Genomic DNA, 17,782 nt, shown 5'->3' with positions numbered 1-17,782 from the left:
AGCCTACGGCGGGGATCCCGGTCGCGGAGGGATCGGTGCCCGGGCAGTCCGAGGGGGCCCGGACCTGGGCCGCTGGAGTACGGGACCGGACAGGAGGCCGGGCACAGCACCACGCACTGCATGAGAGACTGGTCTAGACAACCGTTGATATGTGAAGGGCAGAACCATGGCTGAGCGCCGCGTAAACGTCGGTTGGGCCGAGGGCCTGCACGCCCGCCCCGCTTCCATCTTCGTCCGTGCCGCCACGGCTTCCGGCGTCCCCGTGACGATCGCCAAGGCCGACGGCAACCCGGTGAACGCCGCCTCCATGCTCGCCGTGCTCGGTCTGGGCGCGCAGGGCGGCGAGGAGATCGTGCTCGCGTCCGACGCGGACGACGCCGAGGCCGCTCTGGACCGGCTCGCGAAGCTGGTCGCCGAGGGCCTGGAAGAACTCCCCGAGACCGTCTGAACCGACGCGAACCGGCCCGGCCGGATTCGACAGGTGCGAGAGCCGTGAACCCCTCGGGGGATCACGGCTCTTTCGCTTTCGATAAAGAGCAGCGCATCGAGAATTCGGGCAGCACAAACAATGCCCCGCAATTACTTCCCTTTGTATACGGCCCTTCTGTTAATGGCGGACACCCGCGGTGTTTACGTCATGTTGCGAAGTGCTCACACGGGCGGTCGGCGCGGTGCGCCGCCCCGGCGGGTACGGGCGGCGCAGCCGGTGGGCCCCGCCGGCGCGTTCCGCGTACTGGGCGGTCAGCGCCCTCGCCCGCTCCGCGTCGCCGCGCGCCACGGCGTCCACGATCGCGCCGCGCTCGGCCCAGGCGTCGACCGGGCGGGCCGGCTGCTCGACCGCGTACATCCAGGCGATCTTGTGGCGGAGCTGGGTGAGCAGCGCGATGAGTCCGGGGCTGCCGGAGGCCTGGGCGAGGGTCTCGTGGAACCAGCCGCCCAGTGAGCGCAGATCCTCGCCCTCGCCCCGGCGGGCCCGCTCCTGACCCAGCCTGACCAGGCCCCGGAGCACCTTGAGGTGGGCTTCCGTGCGGCGCTGCGCGGCGCGTGCCGCACCCAGAGGCTCCAGGAGCGTCCGCATCTCCAGGAGGTCGGCCGCCTCCTGCGCGGTGGGCTCGGCGACACAGGCGCCGGCGTGTCTGCGGGTGACCACGAAGCCCTCGGACTCCAGCGTGCGCAGGGCCTCGCGGACCGGGACGCGGGAGACCCCGTAGCGGCGCGCCAGCAACTCCTCGGTGAGGCGGCCGCCGCGCTCGAAGACACCGGAGACGATGTCGTCACGGATGGCCGTGCATACCGAATGCGCGGGAATGCGCATATCCGAACCTCCGCCTTGATCCCCGCGGAACGCGGCCGCCCGACGTCTGTTCCGTGACTCTAGGGCAATCCGCCGGAATTTCCGATGGCAGGCCGGAATCCATGAATATCTCCGGGCCGAAATCGCCGAAGGCCCCGACGGGTGCCGGGGCCTTCGGACGGGGTCGCGCGGTGCGGGTCAGACGTTCAGGCCGTGGGAGCGCAGGTAGCCGACGGGGTCCATGTCGGAGCCGTAGTCGGGGCTGGTGCGGGCCTCGAAGTGCAGGTGCGGGCCGGTGGAGTTGCCGGTGGAACCGGAGAGGCCGATCTGCTGGCCGGAGGAGACGCTCTGGCCGACGGAGACGCCGATCGAGGAGAGGTGGCCGTACTGGGTGTACGTGCCGTCCGTCATCCGGAGCACGATGTTGTTGCCGTACGCGCCGCCCCAGCCGGCCTCGACGACCGTGCCGGCGCCGACGGCGACGACGGAGCTGCCGGAGGCGGCCTGGAAGTCCACCCCGGAGTGGCTGCCGGAGGACCAGAGCGAACCGCCGGTGTTGTAGCCGGTGGTGACGTGGGAGCCGGCGACCGGGAGGTGGAAGGCGTTCAGCCGGGCGCGCTCGGCGGCGCGGGCGGCACGGGCCTTCTCCTCGCGGACCTCCTTGGCGCGGGCCTCGGCCTTGCGCTCGGCCTCCGCCTTCGCCTTGGCCTTGGCGGCCTTCTCGCGGGCCTCCGCGGCGGCCTTGGCCTTCGCCTTGGCGATCGCGTCGGCCTGCTGCTTCTGGGCGTGGGCCTGCGCGTCTATCTGCTCGGCGAGGGTCACGTCGAGGGCGACGGCCTGGGTGAGACCGGTGTCGGCGGCCTTCGCCGGCTCGGCGTCCGCGGCGAGGGCCGGGGAGGCCAGCGAGCCGAGGACTCCGGTGGTGGCCAGGGCCGCGATTCCGGCGGCCTGGGCGCTCCGGCGCGTGAGGCGGCTCGGGGCACGGTGCTTCCCGGTGGCACGGGTGAACGCCATGGAGGGGCTGATCCTTTCCTTCCTTCTCGCCTACCGGGTTAGCTGACGGGTTCGGAGCAGGAAGGTCTCCTACGGATCCCCGCGCCGGTTCGCGGCACGGGCCTCCGATTCACCCCAGGGACTTCGTGGGTCCCCGGCTCCCCAGGCTCGCGCCTGACGGGGACTCGGCGATGACTGCCCGGCGCCGCGGCTGCGGCATACGGGTGACGGACAGCCGAGCCGACGCTAGGCGGGGCGACTTCCCCACGCCAAACGGACCAGGGGATTTGTCGCACATCCCACAGGGCAGACAGGCAGCCTCTCCCCCAAAGGGGGATGTCATGGATTAATCGGGCAAAAAGGGAGGACCCCGACGAACATGCGTCCGTCGGGGTCCTGTTCACGGCGATGTGCCGCAGATGCGTCAGCCGGTGACGACGGACACCTCTCCGATACCGAGGGCCTTCACGGGCTCCTCGATCTGCGCGGCGTCCCCCACGAGGACCGTGACCAGCCGGTCGACCGGGAAGGCGCTGACCACGGCGGCGGTCGCCTCCACGGTGCCCGTCTCGGCGAGCCGGGCGTAGAGGTGGGCCTGGTAGTCGTCGGGGAGGTGCTGCTCGACCTGGTCGGCCAGCGTGCTCGCGACGGAGGCGGCGGTCTCGAACTTCAGCGGGGCGACGCCCACCAGGTTCTGTACGGCCGTCTCGCGCTCGGCGTCGGTCAGCCCCTCGGCGGCCAGCGTCCGCAGGACCTTCCAGAGGTCGTCCAGCGCCGGGCCGGTGGACTCCGTGTCCACCGAGCCGCTGATCGCGAGCATGGCCGCGCCGCCCGAGTCGGGGCCGCTGGAGCGCAGCACCTGGGCGAAGGCCCGCACCCCGTAGGTGTAGCCCTTCTCCTCGCGCAGCACCCGGTCCAGCCGGGAGGTGAGGGTGCCGCCCAGGCAGTACGTGCCGAGCACCTGGGCGGGCCACACGCGCTCGTGCCGGTCGGCGCCGATGCGGCCGATCAGCAGCTGGGTCTGGACCGCGCCGGGCCGGTCCACGATGACCACGCGGCCGGTGTCGTTCGCGGTGATGGGCGGCACCGGGCGGGCCTGGCCCGCGTTGCCCGACCAGTCGCCGAGGGTCTCCGCCAGCAGCGCGTCCAGGTCGATGCCGGTCAGGTCGCCGACGATCACGGCCGTCGCGGTGGACGGGCGGACGTGGGCGTCGAAGAAGGCGCGCACGGCCCTCTCGTCGATCCGCCGGACCGTCTCCTCGGTGCCCAGGCGCGGGCGGGACATCCGGGCGTCGGCCGGGAACAGCTCCTTGGAGAGCTGCTTGGCGGCGCGCCGGGACGGGTTGGCCTGCTCGTGCGGGATCTCGTCGAGGCGGTTGCCGACGAGGCGCTCGATCTCGCTCCCGTCGAAGGCCGGGGCGCGCAGCGCCTCGGCGACCAGCCCGAGGGCCTTGGCCAGCCGGGAGGCCGGGACCTCCAGGGAGACCCGGACGCCGGGGTGGTCGGCGTGCGCGTCGAGCGTGGCGCCGCAGCGCTCCAGCTCGGCGGCGTACTCTTCGGCGCTGTGCTTGTCGGTGCCCTCGGAGAGCGCCCGCGACATGATCGTGGCCACGCCGTCCAGGCCCTCGGGTTCGGCCTCCAGCGGCGCGTCGAGGAAGATCTCCACCGCGACGACCTGCTGGCCGGGGCGGTGGCAGCGCAGCACGGTCAGCCCGTTGGGCAGGGCGCCGCGCTCGGGCGCCGGGAAGGCCCAGGGGCGGGCCGTGCCGGGCGTGGGCTGCGGGTGGTACTCCATGGCTACTCCAGTCACGGCGGCGTCGCTCACTTGTCCGCCCCCTCGTGCGCGTCGGTGCCCTCGGTGCCTGTCGCGCCCTCGTCGGACCCGTCGGCCTCGTCGGCCGGCTCGATGGGCTCGTACACCAGCACCGCCCGGTTGTCGGGGCGCAGGGCCGCCTCGGCCGCCGCGCGCACCTCCTCCGCGGTGACGTCCAGGACGCGGCCCACGGCGCTCAGGGCGAGCTGCGGGTCGCCGAACAGGACCGCGTAGCGGCACAGTTCGTCGGCGCGGCCGGCGACCGTGCCGAGCCGGTCCAGCCACTCGCGCTCCAACTGCGCCTGGGCCCGCTCCATTTCCTCGGGGGTGGGCCCCTCGGCGGCGAACCGGGCCAGCTCCTCGTCGACCGCGGCCTCGATCGTCTCCACCTCGACACCGCCGGACGTCTTCACGTCCAGCCAGCCCAGCGAGGGCGCGCCGGCGAGCCGCAGCAGCCCGAAACCGGCCGCCACCGCCGTACGGTCGCGGCGGACCAGGCGGTTGTGCAGCCGGGAGGACTCGCCGCCGCCCAGCACGGTGAGCGCCAGGTCGGCGGCGTCACAGGCGCGGGTGCCGTCGTGGGGGAGGCGGTAGGCGGCCATCAGGGCGCGTGCCGGCACCTCCTCGTGGACCACTTCGCGCAGCTGCTCGCCGATGATGCCGGGGAGCGTCCCGTCGCGCGGCGGCCGCTTGCCGTCGTGGGAGGGGATGGAGCCGAAGTACTTCTCGATCCAGGCGAGGGTCTGCTCGGGGTCGATGTCGCCGACCACCGAGATCACCGCGTTGTTGGGCGCGTAGTACGTACGGAAGAACGCGCGGGCGTCCTCCAGCGTGGCCGCGTCCAGGTCGGCCATGGAGCCGATCGGGGTGTGGTGGTACGGGTGGCCCTCGGGGTAGGAGAGGGCGGTCAGCTTCTCGAACGCGGTGCCGTAGGGCACGTTGTCGTAACGCTGGCGGCGCTCGTTCTTGACGACGTCGCGCTGGTTCTCCATGGACTCCTCGTCGAGCGCGGCGAGGAGGGAGCCCATCCGGTCGGCTTCCAGCCAGAGCGCGAGCTCCACCTGGTGGGTGGGCATGGTCTCGAAGTAGTTGGTCCGCTCGAAGCTGGTCGTCCCGTTGAGCGAGCCGCCGGCCCCCTGGACGAGCTCGAAGTGACCGTTCCCCTTGACCTGGCCCGAGCCCTGGAACATCAGGTGCTCGAAAAGGTGAGCCAGACCGGTGCGCCCCTTGACCTCGTGGCGCGAGCCGACGTCGTACCAGAGGCAGACCGCGGCGACCGGGGTCAGATGGTCCTCGGAGAGCACCACACGCAGGCCGTTGGCCAGGCGGTGCTCGGTCGCTGTCAAGCCGCCGGAGCCGGCCTGTGCGGTGGCCGTGTGACCCATGGGCATGTACGTCCCTTCGATCGCGATACTGGACTTCCTGCCAGACCTGCCACTCTAAGCAAGCGCACCGGCACCTGGCGAAGTTCCCGTTCCTCGGATGTTTCCGTCGATGGTGTCGCGGACGCTGTCCTGGCGGGCCCCCTCGGCCCGCTTCGGACGGGTCGAGGTCGGCGTTGTCAGTCCGGCGGTCCACAATGGACCGCGTCAGTAGCTCGTGTTGTACCGAACAAGCTCAGGTTGTCCGAACAGAATCTGTGAAGGAGTCGCAGCCGCGATGGCCCGCCGTAGCACGAAGACCCCGCCGCCGCCGGACGACTTCGAGGAGAAGATCCTCGACATCGACGTCGTCGACGAAATGCAGGGCTCCTTCCTCGAGTACGCGTACTCGGTGATCTACTCCAGGGCCCTGCCCGACGCCCGCGACGGCATGAAGCCGGTGCACCGCCGCATCGTGTCCCAGATGAACGAGATGGGGCTGCGCCCGGACCGCGGCTATGTGAAGTGCGCCCGTGTCGTCGGCGAGGTGATGGGCAAGCTGCACCCGCACGGCGACGCCTCGATCTACGACGCCCTGGTGCGCATGGCGCAGCCGTTCTCGATGCGTCTCCCCCTGGTCGACGGCCACGGCAACTTCGGCTCCCTCGGCAACGACGACCCGCCGGCCGCCATGCGGTACACCGAGTGCCGGATGGCCGACGCCACGTCGCTGATGACGGAGGCGATCGACGAGGACACCGTCGACTTCCAGTCGAACTACGACGGCCAGGAGCGCGAGCCGGTCGTCCTCCCCGCCGCCTACCCCAACCTCCTGGTCAACGGGGTCTCCGGGATCGCCGTGGGCATGGCGACCAACATGCCTCCGCACAACCTGGGCGAGGTCATCGCCGCCGCCCGGCACCTGATCAAGCACCCGGGCGCCGACATCGAGACGCTGATGCGCTTCGTCCCGGGGCCGGACCTGCCCACCGGCGGCCGCATCGTCGGGCTGGGCGGCATCAAGGACGCGTACACGGCGGGCCGCGGCACGTTCAAGATCCGCGCCACCGTCGCCGTGGAGAACGTGACAGCACGCCGCAAGGGCCTCGTCGTCACCGAACTGCCCTTCACCGTCGGCCCGGAGAAGGTGATCGCCAAGATCAAGGACCTGGTCTCGGCGAAGAAGCTCCAGGGCATCGCCGACGTCAAGGACCTCACCGACCGGGCGCACGGACTGCGTCTGGTCATCGAGGTGAAGAACGGCTTCGTGCCGGAAGCGGTGCTGGAGCAGCTCTACAAGCTGACGCCGATGGAGGAGTCCTTCGGCATCAACAACGTGGCGCTGGTCGACGGCCAGCCGCTCACCCTGGGCCTCAAGGAGCTGCTGGAGGTCTATCTGGACCACCGCTTCGAGGTGGTGCGCCGGCGCAGCGAGTTCCGCCGCACCAAGCGCCGCGACCGGCTGCACCTGGTCGAGGGCCTGATCGTCGCCCTGCTCGACATCGACGAGGTCATCCGGATCATCCGGGACAGCGACAACTCCTCGCAGGCGAAGGAGCGCCTGATGGCGCACTTCTCGCTGAGCGAGATCCAGACGCAGTACATCCTGGACACCCCGCTGCGCCGGCTCACCCGTTTCGACCGGATCGAGCTGGAGAGCGAGCGTGACAAGCTCGACGGCGAGATCGAGGCGCTGACCGCGATCCTGGAGTCGGACGCGGAGCTGCGCAAGCTGGTCTCCTCGGAGCTGGCCGCCGTGGCGAAGAAGTTCGGCACGGACCGGCGCACGGTGCTGCTGGAGTCGGCCGGAGCGCAGATCGCGTCCGTGCCGCTGGAGGTGGCGGACGACCCGTGCCGGGTGCTGCTCTCCTCGACGGGCCTGCTGGCCCGCACGGCGAACGCGGAGCCGGTCGAGATCTCCGAGGACGCCCGGCGGACCAAGCACGACGTGATCGTGTCGGCGGTGGCGGCGACGGCGCGCGGCGACGTCGGGGCGGTGACCTCCACGGGCCGGATGCTGCGGCTCTCGGTGATCGATCTGCCGCAGCTGCCGGACACGCACGCGGAGCCGAACCTCTCGGGCGGGGCGCAGATCTCCGAGTTCCTCAGCCTGGAGGCGGACGAGGAGCTGATCTGCCTGACGACCCTGGAGGATTCCTCGCCGGGCCTCGCGATCGGCACCCTTCAGGGCGTGGTGAAACGCGTCGTGCCGGACTACCCGCCCAACAAGGACGAGTTGGAGGTCATCTCCCTCAAGGACGGTGACCGCATCGTGGGCGCGACCGAGCTGCGCACGGGCGAGGAGGACCTGGTGTTCATCACCTCCGACGCCCAGTTGCTCCGCTACCCGGCGGCCCAGGTGCGCCCGCAGGGCAGGCCCGCCGGCGGGATGGCGGGCGTCAAGCTGGCGGCCGGGGCCGAGGTGCTGTCGTTCACGGCGGTGGACCCGGCGGCCGAGGCGATCGTGTTCACGGTGGCCGGCTCGCACGGCACGCTCGACGACTCGGTGCTGACGTCCAAGCTCACCCCGTTCGACCAGTATCCGCGCAAGGGCCGGGCGACCGGCGGAGTGCGCTGCCAGCGGTTCCTGAAGGGCGAGGACGTCCTGGTCTTCGCCTGGGCGGGCCCGACGCCTGCCCGGGCCGCGCAGAAGAACGGCACCCCGGCGAAGCTGCCGGAGCCGGACCCGAGGCGGGACGGCTCGGGCACGCCGCTGCTGGAGTCGGTGGACGTGATCGCGGGACCGCCGCTGTAGGCGCCCTTCGCGTACGACGGGGAGCGGCCCGGGGGTGCTACGCCTCCGCGGCCGCTTCCCGTACGTCCACGGGGTCCGCCTCCTGTTGTACGTACCGCAGCACGCCCCACATGCCGCGTTCGACGGCAGCGGCGTCGGCACCGGCATCGGTGCAGTCGTCGAGGGCGGGCACGTCCGCGCGGCAGGCGGTGAGTCCGGCCAGCAGCGCTTTGGCGTCGATGCCCGCGCCGATCATGACGAGTCGGGTGAGCCGCTGCTCGCCGCGCGCCCACGGGCGGGGCACGAAGCGCAGGAAGCGGCCCACCGCGTGCAGCGCGTAGGTGTGGTCCCGGTCCCCCGCGCCGAAGTCCGCGAACCCCTTGATCCGGTAGAGCCCGTCGGGCCGGGAGTCGAGGAACTCGATGAAGCGGCGCGGGTCCATGGGGATGTCCGAGGTGAAGTCGACGCTCTCGTACGCGGCGTGGAGGTGATCGTCGTGCGCCTCGTGCCCGTCCGCCTCCTCCCGCAGCAGGTCCTCGAAGGTGAGCTGGCGGACCTTGTCCTCGTGGTCCGGTCGCAGGGCCGGGTCGAAGAGGAGCTCGGGGTCGATCCGGCCGTGCACGGCGGAGATCACGGCGGCGGGGCCGCTCAGCTCCGCGACCGTCGCCCGCAGCCGCTCCCGCTCGGCCTCCCCCACCCGGTCGGTCTTGTTCAGGACGACGAGGTCGGCGACGGCGAGATGGCGGTCGAGCTCCGGATGCCGCTGACGGGTGCCGTCGAACTCCGCCGCGTCGACGACCTCGACGAGGCCCCCGTACAGGATGCGCGGGTTGTCGCTGGCCAGCAGCATGCGGACGATCTCCTGGGGTTCGGCCAGTCCGCTCGCCTCGATGACGATCACGTCCAGCCGGGCGGACGGCCGGGTCAGGGTCTCCAGGAAGGTGTCGAGTTCGCTCGCGTCGACGGCGCAGCACAGACAGCCGTTGCCCAGGGAGACGGTCGAGCCGACCTGCCCCGAGACGGTCATGGCGTCGATCTCGATGGCCCCGAAGTCGTTGACGATCACGCCGATCCGGGTGCCCTCGCGGTTGCGGAGGAGATGGTTCAGGAGCGTGGTCTTTCCGGAGCCGAGGAAGCCCGCCAGGACGACGACCGGGATCTGCGGGGTACGGGGCGGGGTCAACGGGGGCCTTCCTCGGGGCGTCGTCAGGGTGCCGGGACCGGCTGCGGCGGAGGTGCGCCGACGTAGCGGGCCGCCGGGCGGATGATCTTCGAGTCCTCCGCCTGCTCCAGGATATTGGCGCTCCAGCCGATCACCCGTGCCGCGCAGAAGGTGGGGGTGAACATCGCGCGCGGCAGCCCGCACAGCTCCATGACCACTCCGGCGTAGAACTCCACGTTGGTGTGCAGTTCCCGGCCCGGCTTCAGCTCGGCGAGGATGGCCTCGACCTGGCGTTCCACTTCCACGGCGAAGTCGACGAGCGGCCCGCCGAAGTCCTGCGCGAGGGACTTGAGCATCCGGGAGCGCGGGTCCTCGGTGCGGTAGACGGGGTGCCCGAAGCCCATGATGCGGCGGCCGGAGAGGACCTGTTCGCGGATCCAGCCGTCGATGCGGTCCGGGGTGCCGATGGCGTCCAGGGTGTCCAGGGCCCGGCTGGGGGCTCCGCCGTGCAGCGGTCCGGAGAGCGCGCCGACCGCCGCGACCAGGCAGGCGGCCAGGTCGGCCCCGGTGGAGGCGACGACCCGGGCGGTGAAGGTGGAGGCGTTGAAGCCGTGGTCGACGGTGGAGATGAGGTACTGCTCGACGGCCCTGGCGTGCTCGGGCTCCGGCTCCGCCCCGGTCAGCATGTACAGGTAGTTCGCGGCGTGCGGCAGGTCCTCGCGGGGCTCGACCGGCTGGAGCCCCTGGCCCAGGCGGTACAGGGCGGTGAGGATCGTGGGGACGGCCGCGCAGGCGGTGAGCGCGTCCTGGCGCCGCTGCTCGGTCCCGATGTCGTACACGGGGCGGAATCCGGCCGAGGCACCGAGCAGGGACAGCGCGGTGCGCAGTCCGGCGAGGGGGCCGGAGACGGCGCCGGCACGGGCGATGGCGGGCAGCGCCTCGCGCACCTCGGCGGGGAGGCTCCGCAGGGCGGCCGTGCGGGCGGCGAAGTCGGCGGCGGCCGCCCGGTCGGGCAGTTCGCCGTGGACCATCAGGTGCCAGACGTCCTCGAAGCCGCGGGTCCGCGCGAGCTCGATCGCCGAGTACTGGCGGTAGTGGTAGAAGCCCTCACGGCCGCGCACATCGCCGAGGGCGGTGTCGGTGACGACGACGCCGGCGAGACCGCGGGGGACGGCGGGTGTGATGGTCATGGCTGTTCTCTTCTCTCTTCGACGCACGGAACATTGATTCGACTGTCTATGCTTGACTTGAATTCTGTCAACGTTGATTCAATCAATGCACGAGAGGGGAACTCTTGACCTCACTCATGGATTCAGGATGGATACGGTGGTCGGCATGACGGATCAATCAGCGCCCGGCGAGCAGGGGCCGCCCCGGCTCACCACCCGCGAGGCCGCCGAGCTGCTGGGCGTGAAGCCGGAGACGGTGTACGCCTACGTCAGCCGGGGCCAGCTGAGCAGCGCGCGGGCCGCCGGGGGGCGGGGCAGCACGTTCGACGCGGACCAGGTCCGGACGCTGGCCCGGCGCTCGGGGCGCCGGGACGCCTCCCCGGCCGGGGGCGACCTGGCCTTCCGCACCGGCATCACGCTCATCGAGGACGACCGCTGCTACTTCCGCGGTGTCGACGCGACGGAGCTGGCCCGTCACCACGGCTACGAGGAGGTCGCCGAGTGGCTGTGGACGGGCGAGCTGCGTCCCGGCGCCCGGTTCAACGCGGCCGCCGCGACCCTCGCGGCGGCCCGCCGGACGGTCGGGGCCCTGCCCGCGCACAGCGGGTCCACGGACCGGTTGCGGGTGGCGGTGACCGCTGCGGCGGCCACGGATCCCCTGCGGTTCGACCTGTCGCCCGAGGCGGTGCTGAGCAGCGCCCGCAGTCTGATCCCGACCCTGGTGGGCGCCCTGCCGCCGCTCGGCGACCCGGCGGACGGAGAGGGCCCCCTGGCACGGGGCCTGTGGTCACGGCTCACCGCGGAGCCGGCCGACGCCCCGTCCCTCGCCGTACTGGACGCGGCCCTGACCCTCCTGATCGACCACGATCTGGCCGCCTCCACCCTGGCCGCCCGGGTCGCCGCCTCCGCGCGGGCCCACCCGTACGCCGTGGTCTCGGCGGGCCTCGGCGTGCTGGAGGGGCCGCTGCACGGCGCGGCGAGCGGGCCGGCGCACCGGATGCTCCGGGAGGCGGTGGACCGGGGCAGCGCGGTTCCCGTGGTCGCCGATCATCTGCGGACCGGGCGTCGGGTGCCGGGGCTGGGCCACCGGCTGTACCGGGGCGAGGACCCGCGGGCGACGGCCCTGTTCGCGCTGCTGGAGGACGTGCCGCAGGCCGCCGGAGCGCTGGCGGCGGCCCGCGAGGTGGTGGAGACGGCGACGCGGCACGCTCCGCTGCACGCCAACATCGACCTGGCCCTGGCCGTGCTGTCCGTCTCCCGGGGGATGCCGGCGGACGCGGGCGAGACCGTTTTCGCGGTGTCCCGCACCGCGGGCTGGATCGCCCACGCGCTGGAGGAGTACGCAGAGCGCCCGCTCCGCATCCGCCCCAGCGGGCAGTACGCGGGCCCCCGGCCGCCACAGCCGCTGCCCGGCCGTCCCGGCGCGAGGCCCTGAGGGCTGTCCACCAGGTCCGAACCAGAGGCCAGGTCAGCGCAAATTAACTACGGATCACAGGGAATTCTCGCGCGGCGGCTGCGCGGTGGACCCGCGCACCACCAGCTCCGGCTCGAAGAGCAGCTCGTCCGAGGGCACGGTCCGCCCGCCGATCTGCACCGAGAGCAGCTCCACGGCCGCGCGCCCCATGGCCTCGATGGGCTGGCGGACGGTGGTCAGAGGAGGCTCGGTGCAGTTCATGAAGGCCGAGTCGTCGTAGCCGACGACCGACACGTCCGCGGGCACCGAGAGGCCGCGGCGGCGGGCGGCGCGCACGGCGCCCAGCGCGAGCGGGTCGCTCGCGCAGATGATGCCGGTGACGCCCCGGTCCAGCAGCCGCATCGCGGCGGCCTGCCCGCCCTCCAGGGAGAACATCGCGCGGGCCACCCACTCGTCGGGCACGGTCGTGCCCGCCTCCTCGGCGAGGACCCGGGCGGCGGCGAGCTTGCGCTGCGAGGGCACGTGGTCGGACGGGCCGAGGACGAGGCCGATGCGCTCGTGGCCGAGCGAGACGAGATGCCGCCAGGCCTGCTCGACGGCGACGGAGTCGTCGCAGGAGACACCCGGGAAGCCGAGGTGGGCGATGGCCGCGTTGATCAGCACGACGGGGATCCTGCGGTCGGCGAGCACCTTGTAGTGGTCGTGCGGGGCGTCGGCCTGGTGGTAGAGGCCGCCCGCGAAGACCACGCCGGAGACCTGCTGCTGGAGGAGCAGCTCGACGTAGTCGGCCTCGGAGACTCCGCCCTTGGTCTGGGTGCAGAGCACCGGGGTCAGCCCCTGCTGGGCGAGCGCGCCGCCGACCACTTCGGCGAACGCCGGGAAGATCGGGTTCTGCAGCTCGGGCAGGACCAGACCGACCAACCGGGCCCGTTCGCCGCGCAGCTGGGTCGGCCGCTCGTAGCCGAGGACGTCCAGCGCGGAGAGAACGGCCTGCCTGGTGGCGTCGGAGACGCCCGGCTTGCCGTTCAGCACCCGGCTGACCGTCGCCTCGCTGACTCCCACCTTCTGGGCCACTTGAGCAAGTCGTCGCGTCATGAGCGCAAGATTAGCGCAAGAAGCGCAAGCAGATTGCGTTGACGGCGAACTCCTCGGAGACGCTCCTGGAACGCTCACAGACACAGCGCCGCGAAGCAAGAGGCGCGTACGGCACAGGCCCGCCGGCCGGACCGGGACGCGGCCGAATTTCCGCCCCGGCCGCCCGGCGCTTACCGTCTCTACGATGAACGCCCCACCGACCCCCGGCCGGGGACTGCGCCGGTTCGGCTGGCCCCAGCGGGTCTTCTCCCAGGTCCTGCTGATGCAGCTGACCATCATCACCGGCGTGACGATCCTGGTCACCGGCCTGTTCCTGGCTCCCCTCAGCGACCAGCTGGACGACCAGGCGATGCGCCGCGCCCTCGCCATCGCCCAGAGCACCGCCGCCCAGCCGGGGATCGTGCGGGACCTGACCAGCACCGACCCGTCGGTCAAGGGCCCCGTCCAGTCGGCCGCCGAGCGGGTCAGGCGGGCGACCGGGGCGGAGTACGTCGTCGTCATGAACCAGCGCGGGGTGCGCTGGTCGCACCCCGACACCCACCGGATCGGCGCGATCGTCTCCACCGACCCCGGCGAGGCGCTGCGCGGCCGCGAGGTGATGGAGATCGACAGCGGCACCCTCGGCCGCTCGGCGCGGGGCAAGGTGCCGTTGCTCGGCCCGTCCGGCGATGTGGTCGGCGCGGTGTCGGTGGGCATCGCCTACGACAGCGTCCGCGCCCGGCTCCTCGGGGCGATCCCGGGGCTGCTCGCGTACGCGGGCGGAGCCCTGGCCGTCGGGGCGCTCGCCGCGTATCTGATCTCCCGCCGACTGCAACGGCAGACCCATGACCTGGCGTTCTCCGACATCTCCGCGCTGCTGACGGAGCGCGAGGCCATGCTGCACGGCATCCGCGAAGGAGTCGTCGCCCTGGACGGGACCGGCCGCGTCCGGCTCCTGAACGACGAGGCGCAACGGCTGCTGGGCGTGGGCCCGGAGGCGGCGGGCCGGACGCTGGAGGAGGTGCTGGGCGACGGCAGGACCGCGGACGTGCTGGCCGGGCGGGTGGTCGGCGACGACCTGCTGGCGGTGCGGGGCAGCCGGGTGCTGCTGGCCAACCGGATGCCCACGGACGACGGCGGGGCCGTGGTGACCCTGCGCGACCGGACCGAGCTGGAGCACCTGGGCCGGGAGCTGGACTCCACCACCGGGCTGATCGACGCCCTGCGCGCCCAGGACCACGAGCACGCCAACCGGCTGCACACCCTGCTCGGACTGCTGGAGCTGGAGATGCACGAGGACGCGATGGAGTTCGTCACGGAGGTGGTGGGCGTGCACCGGGCGACGGCCGAGCAGGTCACCGAGAAGATCCAGGACCCGCTGCTGGCCGCCCTCCTCGTGGGCAAGGCGACGGTCGCCGCCGAGCGCGGCGTATCGCTGCGGCTGGCCCCCGGCACCCTGCTGCCGGACCGGGTGGTCGATCCCCGGGGCCTGGTCACCGTCATGGGCAACCTGGTCGACAACGCCACGGACGCGGCGGCCGGATCGGACGGGGCGCGGATCGAGGTCGGGATGAGCACGGAGGGCCGTACGGTGATCCTGGAGGTGCGCGACAGCGGCCCGGGCGTCCCCCGCGAGCAGTACGCGTCGATCTTCACGGAGGGCTGGTCCACCAAGGAGGTCCCGGCGCACGGCAGGCGCGGCCTCGGGCTCGCCCTCGTACGGAGGCTCGCCGAGCGTCAGGGAGGCAGCGTGACGGTGTCCGGGGCGGACGGAGGCGGTGCGGTGTTCACGGTCGTCCTGCCGGAGGCGCTGGCAGAGCCCGGACCGCGGGAGCCAGCCGGGCGCGCCGCGGACTCCCCCGACGGTCCGCCGCCCCCCGCGCGTCCGGCCACGGCGGGAGGGCAGCCGTGATCCAGGTCCTGGTCGTGGACGACGACGTCCGGGTGGCGCAGATCAACGCGGCGTACGTCGCCAAGGTCCCCGGCTTCCGGGTGGCCGCGCAGGCCCACTCGGCGGCCGCTGCGCTGGAGACGGTCGAGAGGGTCCCGGTGGACCTGATCCTGCTGGACCACTACCTGCCCGACGGCAACGGCCTCGCCGTCGTACGGGAACTGCGCCGCCTCGGCCGTCAGGTCGACGTGATCATGGTGACGGCCGCCCGGGACGTGGCGACCGTGCAGGACGCGATGCGGCACGGCGCGCTCCAGTACCTGGTGAAGCCGTTCACCTACGCGGGCCTGCGCTCGAAGCTGGCGGCGTACGCGACCCTGCGGCAGGCGCTCGACGGGGGCGGGGAGGCCGAGCAGGCACAGGTGGACCGGCTGTTCGGCGCGCTGTGGGCGGCGGGCGAGCCGGCCCTCCCCAAGGGCCACTCCCCCACCACGGCCGAGCTCGTCCGTGGTGCCCTGCGCGGCGCCGACGGCCCGCTCTCCGCCCAGGAGATCGCGGACAGCGCGGGGATGAGCCGCCAGACGGCCCAGCGCTATCTGAAGCTGCTGGAGCGCACCGGCAAGGTCCGGCTGACGCTGCGCTACGGGGAGACGGGCCGCCCGGAACACCGGTACGCGTGGGCCGCGGGCTGAACCGCCGCCGTGGCGCCCCCGCACGCCCTGCGTCACGCCCTACGCCGCCCCGGCCCCCGTCAGCGCCCGGACCTCGGCCTCGGCGTGCCTGGCCTCGTCGGGCGGCTCCGGCGAGGTGACCGTACCGATCCAGCCGCCCAGGAAGCCGAGCGGGATGGAGACCAGGCCCGGGTTCTCCAGGGGGAAGAGCTGGAAGTCGACGCCGGGGAACAGGGACGCGGGGCTGCCCGAGACGACGGGTGACACCAGCACCAGGACGACCGCCGGAACCAGGCCCCCGTACACCGCCCAGACCGCGCCCCGCGTGGTGAAGCCGCGCCAGAACAGGGAGTAGAGCAGGGCCGGGAGGTTCGCCGACGCGGCCACGGCGAAGGCCAGGCCCACCAGGAAGGCGACGTTGAGGTCCTGGGCGAGCAGCCCGAGGCCGATCGCGACCACGCCGATGCCCGCGGCGGCGACACGCGCCACGGCGACCTCGCCGCGCTTCTTGCGCCCGGGGCGGCGGAGCGAGGCGTAGAGGTCGTGGGCGACGGACGCGGACGAGGCGAGCGTGATGCCCGCGACGACGGCCAGGATGGTGGCGAAGGCGATGGCGGCGACCACGGCGAAGAGGATCGTTCCGCCGGTGGACCCCTCACCGCCGCCGAGGTGGAGCGCCAGCAGCGGGACCGCGGTGTTGCCCGCCGCGTTCGAGGCGCGGACCTCGGCGGAGCCGACGAGGGCGGCGGCGCCGAATCCGAGCACGATCGTCATCAGGTAGAAGCTGCCGATCAGGCCGATGGACCAGACGACGGAGCGGCGCGCGGCGCGGGCCGTGGGCACGGTGTAGAAGCGCGACAGGATGTGCGGCAGCCCCGCCGTGCCGAGGACGAGGGCGACGCCCAGGCTGATGAAGTCGAGGCGCGCGGTGAGGTCCCCGCCGTAGCGGAGACCGGGCGCGAGGAAGTCCCGGCCGTGGCCGCTGCGTTCGGCGGCGGCGTCGAGCAGGTTGTCGACGTTCCCGTGGAAGTGGACCAGGACGAGCACCGTGAGCGCGACGGCCCCGGCCATCAGCAGGACGGCCTTGACGATCTGGATCCAGGTGGTGGCGCGCATGCCGCCGAACGACACGTAGATCACCATGAGCGCGCCGACCCCGACCACCGTCCAGGACCGGGCGGCGTCGCTCGTGCCGCCGAGCAACAGGGCCACGAGGCTGCCCGCGCCGACCATCTGGGCGACCAGGTAGAGCACGGAGACGGCGACGGACGAGGTGCCGACGGCGGTACGGACCGGGCGCTCCGCCATCCGCGCCGCGACCACGTCGGCCAGGGTGAACCGGCCGCAGTTGCGGACCAGTTCGGCGACGAACAGCAGGACGACCAGCCAGGCCACGAGGAAGCCGACCGAGTAGAGCATGCCGTCGTAGCCGAAGAGGGCGATCAGCCCGGAGATCCCGAGGAAGGAGGCCGCCGACATGTAGTCGCCGGCGAGGGCGAAACCGTTCTCCATGGGCGAGAACAGGCGTCCGCCGGCGTAGAACTCCTCGGCGGAGCCCTGCCGGTGGCGCCCGACCCAGGTGGTGATGAAGAGCGTCACCGCGATGAACGCGCTGAACAGCAGCAGGCCGAGTGCCTGGTGGTCGCCCCTCAACGCCCGCACCCTCTCGTCGTCCCCCGGCCGAGACCTCTCGTCGTCTCCCGGCCGAGGCCCCGGGTCATCTCCTGGGTGTCCCAGCGCAGATCGAGCGCGGCCCGGTCCCTGCGCAGCCGCGCGTGCCGTGCGTAGGCCCAGGTGAGCAGGAACGTGGTGAGGAACTGGCCGAGACCCGCCACCATCGCGACGTTGACCGCTCCGGCGACCGGCCGGGCCATCAGCTCGGGCGCGGTGGTCGCGGCGACGACATAGGCGAGATACCAGAGGAGGAAGGCGACGGCGGCGGGGGCCACGAAACGGCGGTAGCGGCGGCGCACCTCGCGGAAGGCGGCGCTGCGGTGCACCTCCAGGTAGATGTCGGCCGCGCTGGGCCCGGGATCCGGCCCCGCCGCGGCGGGCGCGTCGAGATCCGCGACGCCGCCCGTCCCGTCCCGGCCGTACCGGTCGGGGGCCGGCACGTCGTCCCACGGGTCGTCGAGCCGCACTCCCGCGGCCTCCGGCCCTGCTTCCTTCTCCACCGCACAACTCCCCTGATCCACGGACCTTTTCG

General features: G+C 72.6%; 14 protein-coding genes and 1 riboswitch. Of the genes, 5 read left to right on the top strand and 9 right to left on the bottom strand.

Annotation, left to right across the window (positions count from 1 at the left end):
• Window positions 1-166 precede the first annotated feature (166 nt).
• The gene (locus OG245_RS28955) at window positions 167-448 is read left to right on the top strand and encodes an HPr family phosphocarrier protein (RefSeq protein ID WP_007449776.1); all 282 of its coding nucleotides are present in this window, start codon (window positions 167-169) and stop codon (window positions 446-448) included.
• A gap of 159 nt (window positions 449-607) precedes the next feature.
• On the opposite strand, the gene OG245_RS28950 is transcribed toward OG245_RS28955, so the two are convergent.
• The 4 genes from OG245_RS28950 to OG245_RS28935 all read right to left on the bottom strand — a co-directional run bounded on the left by OG245_RS28950 (window position 608) and on the right by OG245_RS28935 (window position 5,491).
• Window positions 608-1,315, bottom strand: coding sequence for a GntR family transcriptional regulator (locus OG245_RS28950; RefSeq protein WP_371626319.1), 708 nt, complete (start codon window positions 1,313-1,315; stop codon window positions 608-610).
• A gap of 177 nt (window positions 1,316-1,492) precedes the next feature.
• Window positions 1,493-2,308: a M23 family metallopeptidase gene (locus OG245_RS28945; RefSeq protein ID WP_371626318.1), complete on the bottom strand. Its 816-nt coding sequence runs from the start codon at window positions 2,306-2,308 to the stop codon at window positions 1,493-1,495.
• 13 nt (window positions 2,309-2,321) lie between these two features.
• Window positions 2,322-2,488, bottom strand: a riboswitch (cyclic di-AMP (ydaO/yuaA leader).
• 223 nt (window positions 2,489-2,711) lie between these two features.
• A complete protein-coding gene (locus OG245_RS28940) occupies window positions 2,712-4,082 on the bottom strand; it encodes a M16 family metallopeptidase (protein ID WP_371628021.1) in 1,371 nt (456 codons plus the stop codon).
• A 26-nt stretch (window positions 4,083-4,108) separates the two neighbouring features.
• Window positions 4,109-5,491: a M16 family metallopeptidase gene (locus OG245_RS28935; protein WP_371626317.1), complete on the bottom strand. Its 1,383-nt coding sequence runs from the start codon at window positions 5,489-5,491 to the stop codon at window positions 4,109-4,111.
• A 268-nt stretch (window positions 5,492-5,759) separates the two neighbouring features.
• Here OG245_RS28935 and OG245_RS28930 point away from each other — a divergent pair, with 268 nt between their 5' ends.
• Entirely contained in the window at window positions 5,760-8,216 is a 2,457-nt protein-coding gene (locus OG245_RS28930; RefSeq protein ID WP_371626316.1) for a DNA topoisomerase (ATP-hydrolyzing) subunit A, read from the top strand.
• 37 nt (window positions 8,217-8,253) lie between these two features.
• Here OG245_RS28930 and OG245_RS28925 read toward each other — a convergent pair whose 3' ends face one another.
• Together OG245_RS28925 and OG245_RS28920 are read right to left on the bottom strand one after the other, a co-directional pair.
• Window positions 8,254-9,378: a GTP-binding protein gene (locus OG245_RS28925; protein ID WP_371626315.1), complete on the bottom strand. Its 1,125-nt coding sequence runs from the start codon at window positions 9,376-9,378 to the stop codon at window positions 8,254-8,256.
• A 23-nt stretch (window positions 9,379-9,401) separates the two neighbouring features.
• A complete protein-coding gene (locus OG245_RS28920; RefSeq protein ID WP_371626314.1) occupies window positions 9,402-10,547 on the bottom strand; it encodes a citrate synthase/methylcitrate synthase in 1,146 nt (381 codons plus the stop codon).
• A 145-nt stretch (window positions 10,548-10,692) separates the two neighbouring features.
• Here OG245_RS28920 and OG245_RS28915 point away from each other — a divergent pair, with 145 nt between their 5' ends.
• Complete coding sequence (locus OG245_RS28915; RefSeq protein ID WP_371626313.1) at window positions 10,693-11,961, top strand: citrate synthase; 1,269 nt, start codon at window positions 10,693-10,695, stop codon at window positions 11,959-11,961.
• A gap of 54 nt (window positions 11,962-12,015) precedes the next feature.
• Here OG245_RS28915 and OG245_RS28910 read toward each other — a convergent pair whose 3' ends face one another.
• A complete protein-coding gene (locus tag OG245_RS28910; RefSeq protein ID WP_371626312.1) occupies window positions 12,016-13,035 on the bottom strand; it encodes a LacI family DNA-binding transcriptional regulator in 1,020 nt (339 codons plus the stop codon).
• A 184-nt stretch (window positions 13,036-13,219) separates the two neighbouring features.
• On the opposite strand from OG245_RS28910, the gene OG245_RS28905 reads away from it, so the two are divergent.
• Entirely contained in the window at window positions 13,220-14,926 is a 1,707-nt protein-coding gene (locus tag OG245_RS28905) for an ATP-binding protein (protein ID WP_371626311.1), read from the top strand.
• Window positions 14,923-15,597: a response regulator gene (locus tag OG245_RS28900; RefSeq protein ID WP_371626310.1), complete on the top strand. Its 675-nt coding sequence runs from the start codon at window positions 14,923-14,925 to the stop codon at window positions 15,595-15,597. The genes OG245_RS28905 and OG245_RS28900 overlap by 4 nt, the downstream gene beginning before the upstream one ends.
• A 39-nt stretch (window positions 15,598-15,636) precedes the next feature.
• Here OG245_RS28900 and OG245_RS28895 read toward each other — a convergent pair whose 3' ends face one another.
• A complete protein-coding gene (locus OG245_RS28895) occupies window positions 15,637-17,229 on the bottom strand; it encodes a cation acetate symporter (protein ID WP_371626309.1) in 1,593 nt (530 codons plus the stop codon).
• Entirely contained in the window at window positions 17,226-17,717 is a 492-nt protein-coding gene (locus OG245_RS28890; RefSeq protein WP_371628020.1) for a DUF485 domain-containing protein, read from the bottom strand. The genes OG245_RS28895 and OG245_RS28890 overlap by 4 nt, the downstream gene beginning before the upstream one ends.
• Window positions 17,718-17,782: the final 65 nt, after the last annotated feature.

The organism is Streptomyces sp. NBC_01116 (assembly GCF_041435495.1).
Lineage (GTDB): Bacteria > Actinomycetota > Actinomycetes > Streptomycetales > Streptomycetaceae > Streptomyces.
Note: the sequence above shows the minus strand (reverse complement) of the source record. Positions and strands in the feature narration are given on the sequence as shown.

What these genes read in the sequence shown, in the direction of transcription:
- OG245_RS28945 (WP_371626318.1), bottom strand. Translation starts at nt 2,308, where the DNA reads ATGGCGTTCACCCGTGCCACCGGGAAGCACCGTGCCCCGAGCCGCCTC.
- OG245_RS28940 (WP_371628021.1), bottom strand. Translation starts at nt 4,082, where the DNA reads ATGGAGTACCACCCGCAGCCCACGCCCGGCACGGCCCGCCCCTGGGCC.
- OG245_RS28935 (WP_371626317.1), bottom strand. Translation starts at nt 5,491, where the DNA reads ATGCCCATGGGTCACACGGCCACCGCACAGGCCGGCTCCGGCGGCTTG.
- OG245_RS28910 (WP_371626312.1), bottom strand. Translation starts at nt 13,035, where the DNA reads ATGACGCGACGACTTGCTCAAGTGGCCCAGAAGGTGGGAGTCAGCGAG.
- OG245_RS28915 (WP_371626313.1), top strand. Translation starts at nt 10,693, where the DNA reads ATGACGGATCAATCAGCGCCCGGCGAGCAGGGGCCGCCCCGGCTCACC.
- OG245_RS28930 (WP_371626316.1), top strand. Translation starts at nt 5,760, where the DNA reads ATGGCCCGCCGTAGCACGAAGACCCCGCCGCCGCCGGACGACTTCGAG.
- OG245_RS28950 (WP_371626319.1), bottom strand. Translation starts at nt 1,315, where the DNA reads ATGCGCATTCCCGCGCATTCGGTATGCACGGCCATCCGTGACGACATC.
- OG245_RS28955 (WP_007449776.1), top strand. Translation starts at nt 167, where the DNA reads ATGGCTGAGCGCCGCGTAAACGTCGGTTGGGCCGAGGGCCTGCACGCC.
- OG245_RS28920 (WP_371626314.1), bottom strand. Translation starts at nt 10,547, where the DNA reads ATGACCATCACACCCGCCGTCCCCCGCGGTCTCGCCGGCGTCGTCGTC.
- OG245_RS28905 (WP_371626311.1), top strand. Translation starts at nt 13,220, where the DNA reads ATGAACGCCCCACCGACCCCCGGCCGGGGACTGCGCCGGTTCGGCTGG.